Origin of the sequence: Allobosea sp. RCC_152_1, assembly GCF_041360765.1 — a bacterium.
GTDB classification, from domain to species: Bacteria; Pseudomonadota; Alphaproteobacteria; order Rhizobiales; family Beijerinckiaceae; genus Allobosea; species Allobosea spartocytisi.
Map to the genome: position 1 here is coordinate 42359 of NZ_JBFUPU010000013.1, position 16032 is coordinate 58390.

A 16032-nucleotide genomic window follows, 5' to 3' on the forward strand; every position below is an offset into this window, starting at 1 on the left:
CCCGCGCTAGCCCCCGGTGAACTGGCGCAGGAAGACGCCGAGCCCGTTCATGAAGACGCTCATCATCACGCCGAGGACGACGAGCAGCATCAGCATGCCGCCGAAGATCGAGGCCGGCACGGCGAGGAAGAAGACCTGGAGCTGTGGCATCATCCGCGCCAGCACGCCCAGCCCTAGATTGAAGAGCAGGCCGAAGACGATGAAGGGCGCCGCGATCTGCACCGCCAGCGCGAAGCCCTGCGCGGTGGAGCGCACGGCGAGCGTCATCACGTCCGTCAGATCCGGCGCACCGCCGGGCGGCAGCAGGCGGTAGCTCTCGTGGATCGCGGCGATGGCGATGTGGTGCAGGTCGCTGGTCAGGATCAGCGTGATGCCGAGCATCGTCAGGAAGTTGCCGATCGAGGGGTTCTGGTTGCCGCCGGTGGGGTCGACCGTCATGGCGAAGCCGAGGCCCATGGACTGGGCGACGATGGTGCCGGCCGTCTGGAGCGCTGCCATCACCAGCCTGGCGCAGACGCCGATGACGAGCCCGATCAGCAATTCACCGATCAGCAGCGTGGCCAGGGCGGGGAGGGTCTCCGGGATCTGCAGCGAGGGACGCGCCATCGGCAGGATCATCAGCGCGATGAAGAAGGCGAGCGAGAGCCGGGCGCGCGAGAAGATGAAGCGCTCGCCGATGCCGGGCATGAGCATGACCAGCGTGCCGACCCGCGCGAAGACGAGCACGAACAGCGCGCCGATCTGGGGCAGGATCGCGATCTGCATCGTGCCGCGGTCATCCTCGCGCCGGAATGGATGCCGCGGGACGGCACCACCGGCGAGGGCGGGGCGCAGCCGCGGCAGGTTCATCCGCCCGTGGCGATTCGGACGGCGACCCGTCCCATATAACCTGCCAGCGCGTCTCCCATGAACGGAAGAAGCAGGAGCAGCGAAGCGAAGACGGCGAGAATCTTCGGGACGAAGACCAGCGTCTGCTCCTGGATCTGGGTCAGCGCCTGCACCAGCGAGACGACGAGGCCGACGAGCAGCGCGACCGCCATCAGCGGGCCACCGACCTTGAGGAAGACGACGATGCCGTCGCGGGCGATGTCGAGGATGGCTCCGGAAGTCATGGTTTCGATCCGTCCCCGCCGTCAGACCGGCATCCGCATGATGTCTTCATAGGCCGCGATGACGCGGTCGCGCACCGCCACCAGCGTCTCGATCGCGGTCTCGCTTTCGGCCACCGCCGTGACGACATCGACCACGTCGGCGCGCCCGGCGGCGACGCTCGCCGTCTGGACGTCGGCCTTGCGGCCGGCCTCGGCCGTGGAGTCGAGCGCCTTGCCGAGCAGCGCGGAGAAGTCCGGGCCGCCCGCTTCCGCGCCGCCGATGCCGGCGGCGGGTTTCTTCATCAGATTGCCGGCGCCCAATCCCCCGATCGAGGCATAGGCGCCTGCAGCGAAGCCCGGTGTAGCCATGGCGGTTCAGTCTCCTTCTGGAGGCGCGCTGTTCAGGCGCGCAGGATGTCGATGGTGCGCTGGATCATCCGCCGGGTGGAGGAGATCAGGTTCAGGTTGGCCTCGTAGCTGCGCTGGGCCTCGCGCATGTCGACCATCTCGACCAGCGAATTGACGTTCGGCATCTGCACGTTGCCGCTGGCGTCGGCGGCCGGGTTGCCGGGCTCGTGCTTGACGCGGAAGGCGCTGGGGTCGCGCTGGACGCGGCCGAGCGCGACCGTCTGGGCATCGAGCTCGCGGTCGAAATGGCGCTGGAAGCTCGGCACCTTGCGGCGATAGGGGTCGGCGCCGGCGCGCTCCGGCCCGGAATCGGCGTTGGCGATGTTCTCGGCGATGACGCGCATGCGCCCCGACTGGCTGCGCAGGCCGGAGGCGGCGATGGCGAGGCTCTTCATCAGTTCCATGAGATGCTCCCTCCGCGATCGCTGCTTCAGCGGCCCTTGCCGATCGCGATCTTCATCAGGCCGAGGCCCTTGCTGTAGAGCGATGCGGCGAGCTGGTAGTCGGACTGGTTCTGGGCGACCTTCATCATCTCGTCCTCGAGGTTGACGGCGTTGCCGTTCGGGGTCGTCTCGAAGCGCGGGGCGCCGGTGCTGTCGAAGCCGCCCTTGCCGCCGGTCAGGCTCATATGTCCGGCGCTGGTGCGGGCGAGCGCCACGCCGCCCCGGTCGAAGCCCGGCGGCTTCAGGTCGACGGGGCGGAAGCCCGGGCTGTCGGCATTGGCGACGTTCTCGGACAACACCTTTTGCCGCGACTGCTGGTAATGCATGCGCAGCTTGAGGGCCTGCATGAGGCCGCCGCCGATGTTCAAGCCGTCATTCGCCATGGCTGCCGCCTCGCAGGGGCGGGCCCGCATGGCCGCCTCACTGGGCAAATCTTGCCGGGCTCATGGTTAAGAAGGCGTTAAACGCATCGCCTTTCGGATAACCGGTTAACCACGCGTTCACCATGTTTCCCGTTAAGGAAAGCGTTATGCTATAGCCAAGGTGTTGAACCTTGAGCGGAACTTCTGCCGCCCAGGGCGGCCGTCGCGGAAGAGGCAGACCTTGCAGAGCTTGTTCGGATTGGAACTCACGACCGCACAGAAGGTGATCGTCGCCTCCGTGGTCATCCTGGTACTTCTTGCCCTGCTCGGCCTGTTCGTTCGGCAGATACAGGGTGGGCGCCTCAGGATGCGCGGGCAGGCCGGCGGTCGGCAGCGCCAGCCACGGCTGGGCATCGTCGATACCTATGATCTCGACCGGCAGCGCCAGCTCGTGCTGATCCGCCGCGACAATGTCGAGCATCTCATCATGCTCGGCGGGGCCTCCGACGTCGTCGTCGAGACCAATATCCTGCGCAGCGGCGCGCGCGCCACGGCTCCCTCCTATAGCGAGGGCGCGGCACCCGACAGGCCGCTACCGCCCTTCGAGACGCTGGTGCCGCCGAGCGAGCCTGCGCTACGGGCCGGTGACGAGATTCGCCGCAGTACTGCGGTTTCCGCCAGCCCCGACGTCCTGCCCCCGTTGCCCACCCGCCACGCCCAGACGCATGCCGAGGCCGTCACTGCAGCGAGCGCGGGCGTCGCGGCCGCGCTCGGCCTCGAGGAGGTCGGCGCTGCCGCTGCGCCCACGCCGGTTGCTCCCGCTCCGGTTCCGCCGGCGACGGCTCCCATGCCCCCGATGACGACCGGCCCGGCTCCGAGCTTCCCGCGCGAGCATGCGCCGGCGCCCGCCGTGAGCGCCGACGAGCTCGACGACATGACGAAGCAGCTCGAGGCGGCGCTGAAGCGTCCGTTCTCGGCCGTGCGGCCCGCGAATCTGCCGCCCGAGCCGCAGGTAGAGGCGGTCGTGGTGCCGCCCAAGCCCGCCGCGCCTGCGCCGGCCGCTCCGGCAACGAGCCGGGAGCCGATCGCTTCGCCGTCCAGGCCGGTCGAGCCGCCCAGGACCGTGGAGCCGCCCAAGCCGGCCGGTCCCTTCGCGCCTGCGGATCGGGTCAAGCCGGCCGAGCCGGCGAAAGCTCAGCCGGCTCCGGATGCTCCCGCAGCGCCGTCGACCCCGGCTTCGGTGGCGACGAGCATGGAAGCCGAGCTCGAGGCGGCTCTCGGATTGAAGCCGGCGCGCGTGCCGCCGACGCATGCCGAGCCGAAGCCGCCGCAAGCGAGCCCCGCTGCTGAAAAGCCCGCCGTTGAAAAAACCGGCAGCGAGAAGCCCGCGCCGGTCGTTGGACCGGTGGAGCCGGAACCGTCCGTGACCGTCGCGGAGCCTGCCCAGCCCAAGCCTGCCCAGCCCAAACAGGCCGAGGCCCCCGAGCCGCCGCAGAAGCCGACCGAGGCAGCCAAGGAGCCGGACCCGGCGAAGGAGATCGATCCGTTCTCGGTCGATGCGATCGAGGCCGAGTTCGCCCGGCTGCTCGGCCGCGATCCCAAGGCGAAATCCTGAGCGGCGCGGCGCGCCGGCACAGCCTAGCCGCCGCCATCAACAGGAATGTCGCCGATCCTGCGGCGGGCCGGTCCGCCGCGGTTGCTTGCCGATGCCCGCCCGCTAGCTTCGTCTCGCCCGATCGTCTGAGTCGGGCGGCAGCGACGGTCGCGCGTGATACCCTACCTCGCCACGGCAAGACGGCGGCGCCTGTGCCGATCCCTGACGGCAGCGGTGCTGCTGCTCGGCCTCGTCGCGACGCCGGCAATGCCGCAGACGCTGTCGCTCGATCTCGGGCAGGGCGGCGGCGTGGCGGAGCGGGCGCTCCAGCTCATCGCCGTGATCACGGTGCTGTCGCTGGCGCCGTCCATCCTGGTCATGGTGACGTCGTTCACGCGCATCGTCGTGGTGCTGTCGCTGCTGCGCTCAGCGCTGGGCACGCAGACGGCGCCGCCCAATACAGTGATCATCGGGCTGGCGCTGTTCCTGACCGGCTTCGTGATGGCGCCGACCTTGCGGGAAGCCTACACGACCGCCGTGCAGCCGCTCGTCGCCGGGCAGATCCAGCCGCAGGAAGCGTATAACCGCGGCGTCGTGCCCTTCAGGACCTTCATGCTGAAGCATGTGCGTGAGAAGGACCTGCAGCTCTTCCTCGACATGTCGCAAGGGGCGCGCCCGCAGACGCCGCAAGATATCGGCATCGAGGTGCTGGTGCCGGCCTTCATGATCTCGGAGCTCAGGCGGGCTTTCGAGATTGGCTTCCTGCTGTTCGTGCCCTTCCTGATCATCGACCTCGTGGTCGCCTCGATCCTGATGTCGGTGGGCATGATGATGCTGCCGCCGGTGACGGTGGCGCTGCCGTTCAAGCTGATCTTCTTCGTGCTGGTCGACGGCTGGGGGTTGGTCGCCGGCTCGCTGGTGAAGAGCTATGGCGGTGGGTGAATTATCGCTAAATCACGTATCGGATCAATTGGCTGAACGCGGTTCCTCCGAGCTTGATTCAGCCGGACTTTAGCCCACCACCACCCGGCCGCGCTGGATGCGCAGGCTGAGCTGGCCGTTCTTGAGCGCCAGCGCCTTCTCGCCGAAGACCTCGCGCCGCCAGCCCTTCAACGCCGGCACATCCGACAATTCGTCGGAGGCGATGGCTTCGAGGTCGTCGGCGGTGGCGATGATCTTGGGCGCGACGCGCTCGGCGTCGGCGGTCGCCTTGAGCAGCACCTTGAGCAGGTCGAGCACCGCGCCGTTGGTCGGCCGGCCGCGCTCGCGCTCCAGCCGGGGCAGGGTTTTCGGATCGATCGCGGCTGCGCGCTCGATCGCGGCGAGAACCTCGCCGCCATTGCGCGAACGCTCGAAACCGTTGGGCACGGAGCGCAATTCCGCGAGAGCCTCGACCGAGCGCGGGCCGCGCTGGACGATGTCCATCAGCGCGTCGTCCTTGAGCACGCGCTGGCGCGGCACGTCGCGGCTCTGCGCCTCGCGCTCGCGCCAGGCGGCGATCTCCATCAGCAGCGGCAGCTCGCGCGGCTTGCGGATGCGGCCCTTGAGGCGCAGCCAGGCATTCTCTGGCTTGACCTCGTAGGTGGCGGGCGAGCTCAGAACCGCCATCTCCTCGGCGACCCAGGCCTCGCGGCCGCTGGCGTCGAGATCCTCCTTCAGCGCGAGATAAACCTGGCGCAGATGGGTGACGTCCGATTCGGCATAGGAGAGCTGCGCCTCGGTGAGAGGGCGGCGCGACCAGTCGGTGAAGCGCGAGGATTTGTCGATGCGCGCCTTGGCGAGATCGTTGGCGAGCTGCTCGTAGCCGACCGAGTCACCATAGCCGCAGACCATGGCGGCGACCTGGGTGTCGAAAAGCGGTGTCGGCAGCACGCGCCCGAGCAGCCAGACGATTTCCAGATCCTGGCGGGCGGCGTGGAAGACTTTCACCACGGCCTCGTTGACCATCAGCCCGAAGAAGGGGGCGAGATCGAGATCGGGCGCGAGCGGATCGACCAGCACTGCCTCATCCGGCGAGGCGAGCTGGATCAGGCAGAGTTTCGGATAATAGGTCGTCTCGCGGAGGAACTCGGTGTCCACCGTGACGAAGGGATGAGCCGCAAGGCGGTCACAGGCTGCGGAGAGCTCGGCGGTATCGGTGATCAGATGCATGGCTTTCGGCTCATAGCAGACAGCGATGCGGGATGTCGCGGGCGTTCTTGACATTTCGGGCGCGCGCGTGTGGTTAGCCCCGAAAAGCTGTGCGCTGGCCCTTTCGGCCTGTTCCCGGCGCCTTTTGCCGAAAGACCGATACCGTGACCTTGCATCGCTACCGTTCCCACACCTGCGGCGCGCTCCGTGACAGCGACATCGGCCAGAATGTCCGTCTCTCCGGCTGGTGCCATCGCATTCGCGACCATGGCGGCGTGCTCTTCATCGACCTGCGCGACCATTATGGCATGACGCAGGTCGTGATCGACCCGGATTCGCCGGCCTTCGCGGACGCCGAGACGCTGCGCTCGGAATGGGTCGTGCGCATCGACGGCAAGGTCAAGGCGCGTCTCGCCGGCACCGAGAACGCCAACCTGCCGACCGGCGCGGTCGAGGTCTTCGCGACAGGCATCGAGGTGCTCGGTCCCTCGGCCGAATTGCCGCTGCCGGTCTTCGGCGATCTCGAATATCCAGAGGATACCCGCCTCAAGTACCGCTTCCTCGACCTGCGTCGCGAGAAGCTGCACAACAACATCATGCTGCGCACCAAGGTCATCGACTCGATGCGCCGCCGCATGAAGGATTCCGGCTTCTCCGAGTTCCAGACGCCGATCCTGACCGCGTCCTCGCCGGAAGGCGCGCGCGACTTCCTGGTGCCGAGCCGCCTGCACCCCGGTAAGTTCTACGCGCTGCCGCAGGCGCCGCAGCAGTACAAGCAGCTCCTGATGATGGCGGGCTTCGACCGCTATTTCCAGATCGCGCCCTGCTTCCGCGACGAGGACCCGCGCGCCGACCGCCTGCCGGGCGAGTTCTACCAGCTCGACGTCGAGATGAGCTTCGTCGAGCAGGAGGACGTGTTCGCGACGATGGAGCCGGTCATTACCGGCGTGTTCGAGGAATTCGCCGAGGGCCGCACCGTCCAGAAGAATTGGCCGCGCATTCCCTATGCCGAGTCGATCGCCAAATACGGCTCCGACAAGCCGGACCTGCGCAACCCGCTGGTGATGCAGGATGTCTCCGAGCATTTCCGCGGCTCGGGCTTCAAGGTCTTCGCGCGCATCCTGGAAGGCGAGAAGAACCGCGTCTGGGCGATTCCAGCTCCGGGCGGCGGTTCGCGCGCCTTCTGCGACCGGATGAACTCCTGGGCGCAGGGCGAGGGTCAGCCCGGCCTCGGCTACCTGATGGTCAAGGAAGACGGCGAGGGCCAGGGGCCGATCGCCAACAACATCGGGCCTGAGCGCGTCGCGGGAATCATCAAGCAGATGGGGCTGAAGGGCGGCGACGCCTGCTTCTTCGTCGCGGGCGATCCGGACAAGTTCTACAAGTTCGCCGGCAGCGCCCGGAACAAGGTCGGCCAGGAGCTCAACCTGATCGACGAGAACGTCTTCGCCTTCGCCTGGATCGTCGATTTCCCGATGTTCGAGTATAACGAGGACGAGAAGAAGGTCGATTTCTCGCACAATCCCTTCTCGATGCCGCAGGGCGGCCTGAAGGCGCTGACCGAGGAAGACCCGCTCTCGCTCAAGGCGTTCCAGTACGACATCGCCTGCAACGGCTTCGAGCTGGCCTCCGGCGGCATCCGCAACCACCGCCCCGAGGCGATGGTGAAGGCCTTCGAGATCGCCGGCTATGGCGAGGAGACGGTGATCGAGCGCTTCGGCGGCATGTATCGCGCCTTCCAGTACGGCGCTCCGCCGCATGGCGGCATGGCGGCGGGCGTCGACCGCATCATCATGCTGTTGGCGCGCGCGACGAACCTGCGCGAGGTCGCGCTGTTCCCGATGAACCAGCAGGCCGTCGACCTGCTGATGGGGGCACCGGCCGAGGCGACGCCGAAGCAGCTTCGCGAGGCGCATCTGCGCGTCAACCTGCCCGAGAAGAACGGCTGACCACCATGCCTTCGCTGCCTGTCGGGCGAGCCCTGCTGCTCGCCTGCTTCCTCGCGCTGCCGCTGGGCGCTTGCGTCGCCGACGGGGGCGACACCAGCGCCGGCCGCGCTTCGGTCCTCGCGACGACGATCTCGCGGGCGAGCGCCTGCAAGGCCGGCTCGCCGCAGCGCTCGACGCTGGACCGTTTCCTGGCGGCCGAGACGGCACGTGGCGCCACGCCTGAGCAGATCGCGGCGGCGCGCTCGGCCTATGTCTCCGTCTCCGAGGCCGAGATGGTCAATCAGGATGCGCGGCCGCAAGCCTGTGCGGCTGAGGAGCGCGCCGCGCTGAAGGAGCGCATGGCCCGAATCAGGGCCGGCCAGTTCGACTCACCCTGAGCCGGCCAGACGGGCATGCTTCCGAAACCATCTCTCGCGGCAGCGCTCCTGCTCGGCCTCACCGCCTGCACGAGCGCCGGCCCGATTCCCGGCACGGTCGAATATGCCGCCGCGACCGTTTCGCGCGGCTATGATTGCGGCTTGCGTGTCGATCGCGGCCGCATCATCGCGCGGCTCGACCGGCAGGAGCGGGCGGCCTTCGTCGCGGCCAATGCGGGCTATGCGGTGCGCTCCTACAAGGCGCCGCATGCTTGCGGAAGCGCCGAGCGCGAGCGGGTGCAGGGCGAACTCGCGGCGCTGTCGCGGCGCTGAATTCGCTTGATTCCGGCCGGTTCGCATGGCCAGAAGGCCGCAATGCCTGCCGCCGCGATCACCGCCATCGTCGTCAGCTACGACAGCGCCGAAGTTCTGCCTGCCTGCCTCGATGCGCTGGCAGGCGAGGGCGTGCCGGCGATCGTCGTCGACAATGCCAGCGGCGACGACAGCCGGGGCATCGCGGAGAAGCGCGGTGCGCGCGTTATCGCCAATGCCCGCAACGAAGGGTATGGCCGCGCCAACAATCTCGGCGTGGCGGCGGCGGATACGCCCTATGTGCTGATCGTCAATCCCGATCTGGAGCTGAAGCGGGGCGCTGCCGCTGCTTTGCTGGCGGCGGCCGGGCGCTACCCCGATGCCGGGATGCTGGCACCGCGCATCGTCGAGCCCTCGGGGCGCGTCTTCCTGCAGCCGCGCTCGTTGCTCTCGCCTGATCATCTCAATCGCAGCGGTGCGATGGTCGTGCCGGAGGGAGATGCCTGCCTGCCGTTCCTCTCCGGTGCCTGCCTGCTGATCCCGCGCGAAACCTTCCTCGCGCTCGGCGGCTTCGATCCGGCGATCTTCCTGTTCTACGAGGATGACGATCTCTGCCGGCGGATGCGCGATGCCGGCCATGCCCTCATCCATGTCGATGGTGCCGAGGCACGGCATGGGCGGGGGAAGTCGAGCGCACCGTCTCCGCAGCGGCGCTTCAAGGCGCGCTGGCACCTCGCCTGGTCGGAGCATTACATCGCCCGCAAATATGGCCTGCCGGAGCCGGCGCCGCTGCGCAGGCTGGAGAATCTCGGCAAGACATTGGGTTACGGCGTCCTCCTCAACCGCGAGAAGATGTTCGCCCATGCCGGTTCCGCCGCCGGCGCGCGGGCCTGGGCGCGCGGCGAGACGGCGCTGGCATATGAAGGGCTGGAGACTGCGCCATGATCCGCAACGCACCGGGGATCGAGAAGGCGCTCGCCAATCCGCACAATAATTTCGGCCTGCTCAGGCTGGTGATGGCGCTCGCCGTGGTCGTCTCGCACGCCTTCAGCGTCACCGACGGGCGGGTCGAGCAGGAGCCCTGGTTCCAGACCACCGGCTTCACGCTCGGCGAGCATGCGGTCAACGGCTTCTTCGCGATTTCCGGCTTCCTCGTGACGATGAGCTTCGTCAGGCGCGGCTGGCGCGACTATGTGGTGGCGCGGCTGCTCAGGATCGCGCCCGGCCTGATCGCGGCGACGCTGGTCGTGGCGCTGCTGCTCGGCGCGGCGATGACCTCGCTCGATCTCGGCAGCTATCTCAGGGACCCGCGGCTCTGGCGCTTCATCTCCGCGACGCTGACCAGCTTCAAGAGCTCGGCGGCGCTGCCCGGCGTCTTCGAGCACAACCCGCTGCAATTCCCGATGGGAACGGTGTGGACGCTGAAATACGAGACTTTGTGCTATCTCGGCGTGCTCGTCGCCGGGCTCGCCGGTTTGCTGGCGAAGCCGCGCGTCATGCTGGCGGCCGGGCTGGCCCTGACGCTGGCGGTGGTGCTGCGCGAGGTCGTGACGCCTCATGGATCGAAAGGCACCGAGACGGCGCTGCGCCTGCCGCTGATCTTCCTCGCCGGGGGGCTGTGCTATCTCTATCGCGAGAGGGTGCCGCTCTCGCTGCCGCTGCTGGCGCTGGCCATTCTCGCCTTGGTGCCGCTGTCCTTCACGCCGCTCTACAAGGCGGCGCTCTATCTCGTCAGCGCCTGGGGCGTCCTTGTGCTGGCGCTGGCCCCGGCTCTGACACGCCGTTCGGTTGAGCCGCCGGCCGATCTCTCCTACGGCGTCTATCTCTATGGCTGGCCGGCGCAGCAGGCGCTGCATGCGCTGTTCCCGGGCCTCGGGGCGATGGCGCTGCTCTGGCCTTCGCTCGCCGTCACGCTGGTCGTGGCGGCGCTGTCCTGGTTCCTCGTCGAGAAGCCGGCGCTGGGCCTGAAGCGCCGCCTGCTCAAGGGCTCCTGACCGCGGCGATGAACTCCTCGATGCGGCTGCTGAGCAGGAGTGGCAGCAACGCGTCGATCCGCGGCTTGGGCAGATCCCACCAGCGCGTCTCCAGCAAGGCCGCGACCTTCGCCTCGTCGAAGCGCAGGCGGAAGACGCGGGCCGGATTGCCGGCGACGATGGCATAGGGCGGCACGTCGCGCCTGACCACGGCGCGGGCCGCGATGACCGCGCCATGGCCGATCGTCACGCCCGACAGGATCATGCATTGCGAGCCGAGCCAGACGTCGTGGCCGATGACGACGTCGCCGCGTGTCGCGTCATGCCCGGTGAAGCCGGTCGCTGCCGGCCAGAGCCCGGGCAGGGCCGGGAAGGGATAGGTCGTCGTCCAGTCGAGCCGGTGGTTGCCGCCGAGCAGGATCTCGACGCCGTCGGCGATCGAGCCGTAGCGGCCGATGACGAGCTTCGCCCCGCTCTCGGGAAAGCGCACCTTCGGCCGGCCATAGGTATAGGCGCCGGCGACGATCTGGCCCGGCCGCCGGGCGATGAGATGCGCCAGATGCAGCCGGGTCTGGTTGTCGCGGTTCACGTATTTGCGCAGCAGGCCGCGGGTGACGGGCGGCAGGCCCGCCCACCAGGCCTGCAGCGCGGAAGGGCGCCAGTCGCGATCCTCGGGCGCGATGACGCCCTCCGACTTATCGGGCATCGGCCTTGACATCGATCTTGTCGAAGATCTCGGTCGGCTGGGTGATGGTCAGCACGTCGGCGAGGCCGAGGCCGGACGGCGATTTCGCCGTGGCGTCGATCGTCAGCGTGCCGGGCTTGGCGACGAAGCGCGAGGCCGCCGACGCCAGGGTCTTGGCCGCATCGGACGGGCCCAGCATGGCGGCGAGCCCGACACTCGCGACCATGGTGAACTGCTGGCGCACCTCCTCGACCTTGCGGCCGGTGTCGCGCGCCTGCTTCGCGATCAGTTTCTCGACCAGACCGAAATTCTGCAGCTTGATCTGGAGGTTGCGAGCCGTGGCGCCGAGCGCCGCCACCTGGGCGAGCGCGAGATCGCTCGAGAACAGGTCCTGCGTCACATTGGCGAGCGTGCCGTTGGCATCGAGCTGCACGAGGCCGGCGCTGCCGAGCGAGAGGGTGCGGATGGCGAGCTCATTCTTCGCTGCCTCCCAGGCCAGGTCGAGCTTCGCCGAGAGGTCGAGCTTGTCGATGCCCATGGCGAGCAACTCTGCGATTCCCGGATTGTCGCCGGTATCGACGACCGGCGTGACCAGCTTGTCGATCGTCAGGCCGAGGCTGGTCGGAATGCCGTTCAGCGGCTCGCCACCCTTCAGCTCGAAGGTGCCGAGAGCGATCTTGATCGGCTGCTTGCCCGGGATGATCGGCGGCGCATCGACCGAAAGCCCGGTCAGGCGCATGGTCCCGATCTTCGGAATGAAGCGCCGGTAGTCGATCTGCTCCAGATTTGCGTCCGGGCTGGCGAGCAGAGTCCGCAATTCACGCGCGGCATTCCCGAAGGAGAAGCCGGAATAGCTGATCGAATCGACCTTGCCCTTGCCGGGGCCGCTGGTGAACGCCATGCCTTCGATCGCGAAGCCCGACTTGTCCGGCGCATTCTCGCCGAAGGCCATGCGCGCGATCGTCCACTCGACCGGATCCTTCGGCTTGGCACCCTTGTCTGCCGCAGGCGGGCGGATCATGGCCTTGAAATCGCGCGCCTCGCCGCTGCCGTACTCGAACATGTCGAACAGCGTCAGCATCGACAGGGCGAAGCGCTTCTCGACATCGCTCTTGTCGTCCTTGGCCGCCGACTTGTCGTCCGCCTTCTTCTCGAGCTCCTCGGAGCCCTTGCCGACCTTGTCGAGGAGGTCGAGCAGGGGCTCCGGCCCGACCTTCGCCGTGAAGCCGCGCGCCGTGGTCTTGCCGATCGACATTTTGCCGGCCTGGCCCATGTCGATGTCGTAGCCGTCCTGCTCGAAGCTGCCGATCACCGGGACATAGGGCTCGTTCGTCCCGGGCGCCGCCTTCTCGGTGAGGACACGCGCCGACTGCTTGAGATCGAGCATGTCGAAAGCGGTGCGCTTCAGCGTGCCCTTCATCGCCCCGGCAGGGCCACCCAGGGCGCTGAGGCTGGCGCTCCCCGATTCGCCATGCGCGATCTTGCCGTCGCGGATGTCGGTGAAGCGAATGTCACGATAGGTCGTGGACTGCTTCTGCTCGCCGAACGCCTGCTCCATGGTGAGCTCGGGCGCGCTGATCTCGGTTGCGGTCAGCTTCGCGATTCGGGTCGAGGCGGTTTCGTTCGCACCGCTGGCGAAAAGCGCGAGGAAGGCGTCCTTCTCGAGATTCGAGCCTTTGACGGCGACCTTCGGGATGCTGATGACGAGCCGGCCCAGATCGATGCGGACGTTGTCGACCTGGAAATCCGCGGCCCAGGCAGGAGCGGAAAGCGCGACGAAAACAGCCGCGAGGGCCGTGTTCCCGAGATGCGTTGGCCGGCGAAGGCGCGCAGCGGTCATGATATTCTCCTGTTCAGTGCCGGGCGAAACTGCCGCAACCGAGCGGCGAAAGAAAGCCGTCCTTCGCTCGAGGGCGTCATAGGAGCGAATGATCATGACGGAATTCTTGACCTGAGACGGCGGAAAGCTGCCTTCTGCCGAAGATTCGCCATCGCCGCCTTCTAGCTCGGAGCCCGGCGACGATCGCCATGGAGTTCAGAAGCGATGCATGCCCTCCGGACCGCTTTCGCCGCAATCGCGCTTTTCCTCGTCGCGCTCGCTCCCCTGGGGGCGAGGGCACAGGCCCAGCCGGCCGCAGGGGAGGCGCCCGGGCTCGAAGCGCTGACGATCGTGAGCGGCGGCACGCGGCACGCTTTCCATGTCGAGGTGATGCGCACGCCGGACCAGCGCGCCAAGGGCCTGATGTATCGCAACTACCTGCCGCCGGACCGGGGCATGCTGTTCGACTTCGGAGGCAGCGAGCCGGTGGCGATGTGGATGCAGAATACTTATATTCCGCTCGACATGCTGTTCATCAGGGCCGATGGCACGGTCGCGCGCATCGCGGAGAACACCGAGCCGCTGTCGACGCGGACGATTCCGTCCGGCGAGCCGGTGCTGTCGGTGCTGGAAATCAATGGCGGTGTCAGCCGGCAGCTCGGCATCAAGCCGGGCGACAAGGTCGAGCACGCGCTGTTCAAGCGCTGAACGGCGACGGGCGGCGTCCTGTGGGGGCGAGACCGCTTCGCTTTGGCTTGCGGGTTCGGCCCATGGCGTGATAGCGAACCGCAACGTTTCGAGTGCCGTCGGGGTATAGCGCAGCCCGGTAGCGCATCTGCTTTGGGAGCAGAGGGTCCCAGGTTCGAATCCTGGTGCCCCGACCACTGGAAACGTCACGCCGCAGCCTGGCTTTCGGGTTGCATGGGATTTTGTGACGGCAGAGCGCTTTCATGACCGCACGCATCTATCGCCCCGCCCGCACGGCCATGCAGTCCGGCACGGCCAAGACCGAGCGCTGGCTGCTCGAATACGAGCCGGAAAGCGCCCGCCAGATCGAGCCGCTGATGGGCTGGACCTCCTCCTCCGACATGAAGAGCCAGCTCAAGCTCTGGTTCGACAGCGAGGCCGAGGCGGTCGCCTATGCGACGCGCAACGGCATCCCCTATCGCGTCGAGCAGCCGCATGAGCCGGTGCGCCGCTCGATCTCCTATTCGGACAATTTCAAGTTCTCGCGCATCGGCCAGTGGACGCACTGAAGCGTCGAGGCGAGGATAGAACCGGTTACGGGCCCGTAGCTCAGATGGATAGAGCAGCAGCCTTCTAAGCTGCTGGTCGCAGGTTCGAATCCTGCCGGGCTCGCCATTGATTTCATTGCATAATCTCCGTTTGTTCCGTGACGCATTCTGACAAGGATGCTGTTGGTCATTCTGACTTTTGGCCAGTTTCTGTTCGCACGGCGCGGCGTTTCCTGGCTCCGTTGGCGACCTGCTTCATGGTCTTTTTGACGTAGCGCGGAAGCACCTTCGGAGAGGTCTGCGCCGACTGAGCCAGGATCTCGCGATCGGTCATGTCGGCGTCGCCGGTCTCAGTCAGGCCACCGTGGCGGAAGGACGTGAAGGTGATGCTTTCGGGCAGTCCTGCTGCCTTGGCGATCCGCTTCACCTCGTGTCGCATGTAGGTGAGGTCCCCCCTGTTCCCGGTCGGCCAGGGGAGCGGGCGCCCCTCCTTATCGTCCTTCCAGTCCCGAACCAGCATTAGGCCGCCGATGCGCTCGCGCTTGATGGCGTCGAGCCGGGACATGAGTTCGGGGAAAAGCGGAACGCGCTCGGGTTGCTCCGGGTCGAAGAGCGGCCACCAGACCTCCTTGCCGGTCTTCGGGTGAACGATTCGCACGTCGTCGGGGCGCTCCTTCGGCCGATAATGTGCCACCTCGAAGGAGCGGAAGATGTGCTCGCCTCGCTGCAACCACTCCCAGGTGATCATTGCGGCGGTGCCGAGCGACGAGCGCTTCTCCTTGTCCGCTTGGGCGACGAAGGCTTGGAGCTGCTCAAAGGTCGCGTCGGCGTTCGGCGTCGAAGATTCGTTCAGGCCCATGCGGGAAAAAGGGTTCTCCTTCGGAACAATGGCAGGCTCGGCCCGATAGGCGATGTTCCACGCGCGCCGGCATGATTTCATGGCCGCATTGGTCGTGGTCTTCCGCTCGCGCGTGACCTCGTTGCCGTCGTCATCCGTCTCGGTGACCGTCAGAAGCGCTTCGAACAGCGCGTCGACCATCTTCGTGGTGATGTCGCCGACCGGCTGCGCTCCTACCCGTGCGCCCTTCCGAGCACCCTTCGTCAGCACGTAATCAGCGACCATGCTGAAGCCGCGTTCGTGATTGCGCTTCTGACCGTCGCTCAGATCCTTGTAGCTCTTGTGGTTCTTGTAGAGCATGACCAGCCAGTCGAAGGAGCCGACGGCGCCGCGGACCTCCACAAGGTCGCTCATGCCGGCCGTGCGCCAGGAATCGAACTGGGGCAAGACGACGTCCTCCGCGTGATCCCACGCAGCGTCGCGCTCGGTGCCCAGTGGGACATCCTGCATTGGGCAGCCGCGCTCTCGTGCCCACGACGGCACAGTGAAGTACCAAGCCCAGCGTCGCTGCCCGCTGAGCCACTTCTTATTGGTGTACCTGGGCTTCTTCCTGATCTTCATTGTCACACCATGTCGGCCAGGTCTTCGGACACGACGCGATCGGCCGCGCCGGCATCGAACCGCCTGCCAATGAAGGCGAGGCAGTAGGATCGGGTCCAGACCGGCTCCTTGGCCTTGCCTGTCCCGATCGAGCCACATGGTGGAGGAACTTCGCCGCGGACGACAGCCGTCGCCAGATCCTTGGTGTCCTTCCTGTCGAAGAAGGCCGCAGCCATA

General features: G+C 67.2%; 20 protein-coding genes and 2 tRNA genes. 11 read left to right on the forward strand and 11 right to left on the reverse strand.

The features are described 5' to 3' along the window. Nucleotides 1-6: 6 nt before the first annotated feature. The 6 genes from fliR to AB6806_RS27085 all read right to left on the reverse strand — a co-directional run bounded on the left by fliR (nt 7) and on the right by AB6806_RS27085 (nt 2785). Nucleotides 7-765: a flagellar biosynthetic protein FliR gene (fliR, locus tag AB6806_RS27060; RefSeq protein WP_038359952.1), complete on the reverse strand. Its 759-nt coding sequence runs from the start codon at nt 763-765 to the stop codon at nt 7-9. Nucleotides 766-845: 80 nt separating this feature from the next. Beyond that, on the reverse strand, nt 846-1112 hold the full coding sequence (gene fliQ, locus AB6806_RS27065; protein WP_038358647.1) for a flagellar biosynthesis protein FliQ: 267 nt from the start codon (nt 1110-1112) through the stop codon (nt 846-848). Between the two features lie 21 nt (nt 1113-1133). After that, a complete protein-coding gene (gene fliE / locus AB6806_RS27070) occupies nt 1134-1460 on the reverse strand; it encodes a flagellar hook-basal body complex protein FliE (RefSeq protein ID WP_038358645.1) in 327 nt (108 codons plus the stop codon). A gap of 32 nt (nt 1461-1492) precedes the next feature. Continuing rightward, the gene (gene flgC, locus AB6806_RS27075; RefSeq protein ID WP_038358643.1) at nt 1493-1903 is read right to left on the reverse strand and encodes a flagellar basal body rod protein FlgC; all 411 of its coding nucleotides are present in this window, start codon (nt 1901-1903) and stop codon (nt 1493-1495) included. A 26-nt stretch (nt 1904-1929) separates the two neighbouring features. Then, a complete protein-coding gene (locus tag AB6806_RS27080; RefSeq protein WP_038358641.1) occupies nt 1930-2325 on the reverse strand; it encodes a flagellar basal body rod protein FlgB in 396 nt (131 codons plus the stop codon). A 37-nt stretch (nt 2326-2362) separates the two neighbouring features. Further along, nucleotides 2363-2785, reverse strand: a complete 423-nt coding sequence (locus AB6806_RS27085) for a hypothetical protein (RefSeq protein ID WP_260368366.1) — start codon at nt 2783-2785, stop codon at nt 2363-2365. Here AB6806_RS27085 and AB6806_RS27090 point away from each other — a divergent pair. Continuing rightward, nucleotides 2756-3919 carry a hypothetical protein gene (locus AB6806_RS27090; RefSeq protein WP_370956100.1) on the forward strand — a complete coding sequence of 388 codons (1164 nt, stop codon included), beginning with the start codon at nt 2756-2758 and terminating at the stop codon, nt 3917-3919. The two genes, AB6806_RS27085 and AB6806_RS27090, sit on opposite strands and share 30 nt — an antisense overlap. A gap of 153 nt (nt 3920-4072) precedes the next feature. Further along, a complete protein-coding gene (fliP, locus tag AB6806_RS27095; protein WP_370956101.1) occupies nt 4073-4840 on the forward strand; it encodes a flagellar type III secretion system pore protein FliP in 768 nt (255 codons plus the stop codon). Between the two features lie 69 nt (nt 4841-4909). Here the strand turns inward: fliP and rnd are convergent, their stop codons facing one another. Then, a complete protein-coding gene (gene rnd / locus AB6806_RS27100; protein ID WP_038358639.1) occupies nt 4910-6049 on the reverse strand; it encodes a ribonuclease D in 1140 nt (379 codons plus the stop codon). Between the two features lie 149 nt (nt 6050-6198). Here rnd and aspS point away from each other — a divergent pair, with 149 nt between their 5' ends. From aspS to AB6806_RS27125, 5 genes are read left to right on the forward strand one after another with little or no spacing between them, the layout of a single operon-like run. Further along, nucleotides 6199-7977 carry an aspartate--tRNA ligase gene (aspS, locus tag AB6806_RS27105; protein WP_142021920.1) on the forward strand — a complete coding sequence of 593 codons (1779 nt, stop codon included), beginning with the start codon at nt 6199-6201 and terminating at the stop codon, nt 7975-7977. A 5-nt stretch (nt 7978-7982) separates the two neighbouring features. Further along, nucleotides 7983-8354: a hypothetical protein gene (locus tag AB6806_RS27110; protein ID WP_038358637.1), complete on the forward strand. Its 372-nt coding sequence runs from the start codon at nt 7983-7985 to the stop codon at nt 8352-8354. Nucleotides 8355-8369: 15 nt separating this feature from the next. Then, nucleotides 8370-8666: a hypothetical protein gene (locus tag AB6806_RS27115; protein WP_113254699.1), complete on the forward strand. Its 297-nt coding sequence runs from the start codon at nt 8370-8372 to the stop codon at nt 8664-8666. 42 nt (nt 8667-8708) lie between these two features. After that, nucleotides 8709-9590 carry a glycosyltransferase family 2 protein gene (locus AB6806_RS27120; RefSeq protein WP_142021880.1) on the forward strand — a complete coding sequence of 294 codons (882 nt, stop codon included), beginning with the start codon at nt 8709-8711 and terminating at the stop codon, nt 9588-9590. Next, nucleotides 9587-10639 carry an acyltransferase family protein gene (locus tag AB6806_RS27125; RefSeq protein ID WP_370956102.1) on the forward strand — a complete coding sequence of 351 codons (1053 nt, stop codon included), beginning with the start codon at nt 9587-9589 and terminating at the stop codon, nt 10637-10639. The genes AB6806_RS27120 and AB6806_RS27125 overlap by 4 nt, the downstream gene beginning before the upstream one ends. On the opposite strand, the gene AB6806_RS27130 is transcribed toward AB6806_RS27125, so the two are convergent. Both AB6806_RS27130 and AB6806_RS27135 read right to left on the reverse strand, forming a co-directional pair. Continuing rightward, entirely contained in the window at nt 10626-11324 is a 699-nt protein-coding gene (locus tag AB6806_RS27130) for a CatB-related O-acetyltransferase (protein ID WP_370956103.1), read from the reverse strand. The two genes, AB6806_RS27125 and AB6806_RS27130, sit on opposite strands and share 14 nt — an antisense overlap. Next, a complete protein-coding gene (locus AB6806_RS27135; RefSeq protein ID WP_162737980.1) occupies nt 11314-13143 on the reverse strand; it encodes a hypothetical protein in 1830 nt (609 codons plus the stop codon). The genes AB6806_RS27130 and AB6806_RS27135 overlap by 11 nt, the downstream gene beginning before the upstream one ends. Before the next feature lie 204 nt (nt 13144-13347). Here AB6806_RS27135 and AB6806_RS27140 point away from each other — a divergent pair, with 204 nt between their 5' ends. The 4 genes from AB6806_RS27140 (at nt 13348) to AB6806_RS27155 (ending at nt 14484) form a co-directional block, all read left to right on the forward strand. Beyond that, entirely contained in the window at nt 13348-13830 is a 483-nt protein-coding gene (locus tag AB6806_RS27140) for a DUF192 domain-containing protein (protein ID WP_142021884.1), read from the forward strand. A 99-nt stretch (nt 13831-13929) separates the two neighbouring features. Then, nucleotides 13930-14006 (forward strand) — tRNA-Pro (locus tag AB6806_RS27145). A gap of 66 nt (nt 14007-14072) precedes the next feature. After that, nucleotides 14073-14378 (forward strand): ETC complex I subunit, encoded by a 306-nt coding sequence (locus AB6806_RS27150; protein ID WP_038358630.1) that lies wholly within the window; start codon nt 14073-14075, stop codon nt 14376-14378. A gap of 29 nt (nt 14379-14407) precedes the next feature. Then, nucleotides 14408-14484, forward strand: a tRNA-Arg gene (locus tag AB6806_RS27155). Nucleotides 14485-14544: 60 nt separating this feature from the next. Here AB6806_RS27155 and AB6806_RS27160 read toward each other — a convergent pair. After that, on the reverse strand, nt 14545-15642 hold the full coding sequence (locus AB6806_RS27160) for a hypothetical protein (protein WP_370956104.1): 1098 nt from the start codon (nt 15640-15642) through the stop codon (nt 14545-14547). 176 nt (nt 15643-15818) lie between these two features. Continuing rightward, complete coding sequence (locus AB6806_RS27165) at nt 15819-16031, reverse strand: hypothetical protein (protein ID WP_370956105.1); 213 nt, start codon at nt 16029-16031, stop codon at nt 15819-15821. Between the last annotated feature and the right edge of the window lies 1 nt (nt 16032).

Bases quoted from the DNA above. Each gene is read 5' to 3' on its own strand.
- fliR (WP_038359952.1), bottom strand. From the start codon at position 765: ATGCAGATCGCGATCCTGCCCCAGATCGGCGCGCTGTTCGTGCTCGTC.
- fliQ (WP_038358647.1), bottom strand. From the start codon at position 1,112: ATGACTTCCGGAGCCATCCTCGACATCGCCCGCGACGGCATCGTCGTC.
- fliE (WP_038358645.1), bottom strand. From the start codon at position 1,460: ATGGCTACACCGGGCTTCGCTGCAGGCGCCTATGCCTCGATCGGGGGA.
- flgC (WP_038358643.1), bottom strand. From the start codon at position 1,903: ATGGAACTGATGAAGAGCCTCGCCATCGCCGCCTCCGGCCTGCGCAGC.
- AB6806_RS27080 (WP_038358641.1), bottom strand. From the start codon at position 2,325: ATGGCGAATGACGGCTTGAACATCGGCGGCGGCCTCATGCAGGCCCTC.
- AB6806_RS27085 (WP_260368366.1), bottom strand. From the start codon at position 2,785: ATGCTCGACATTGTCGCGGCGGATCAGCACGAGCTGGCGCTGCCGGTC.
- rnd (WP_038358639.1), bottom strand. From the start codon at position 6,049: ATGCATCTGATCACCGATACCGCCGAGCTCTCCGCAGCCTGTGACCGC.
- AB6806_RS27110 (WP_038358637.1), top strand. From the start codon at position 7,983: ATGCCTTCGCTGCCTGTCGGGCGAGCCCTGCTGCTCGCCTGCTTCCTC.
- AB6806_RS27115 (WP_113254699.1), top strand. From the start codon at position 8,370: ATGCTTCCGAAACCATCTCTCGCGGCAGCGCTCCTGCTCGGCCTCACC.
- AB6806_RS27120 (WP_142021880.1), top strand. From the start codon at position 8,709: ATGCCTGCCGCCGCGATCACCGCCATCGTCGTCAGCTACGACAGCGCC.
- AB6806_RS27125 (WP_370956102.1), top strand. From the start codon at position 9,587: ATGATCCGCAACGCACCGGGGATCGAGAAGGCGCTCGCCAATCCGCAC.
- AB6806_RS27130 (WP_370956103.1), bottom strand. From the start codon at position 11,324: ATGCCCGATAAGTCGGAGGGCGTCATCGCGCCCGAGGATCGCGACTGG.
- AB6806_RS27135 (WP_162737980.1), bottom strand. From the start codon at position 13,143: ATGACCGCTGCGCGCCTTCGCCGGCCAACGCATCTCGGGAACACGGCC.
- AB6806_RS27140 (WP_142021884.1), top strand. From the start codon at position 13,348: ATGCATGCCCTCCGGACCGCTTTCGCCGCAATCGCGCTTTTCCTCGTC.
- AB6806_RS27150 (WP_038358630.1), top strand. From the start codon at position 14,073: ATGACCGCACGCATCTATCGCCCCGCCCGCACGGCCATGCAGTCCGGC.
- AB6806_RS27165 (WP_370956105.1), bottom strand. From the start codon at position 16,031: ATGGCTGCGGCCTTCTTCGACAGGAAGGACACCAAGGATCTGGCGACG.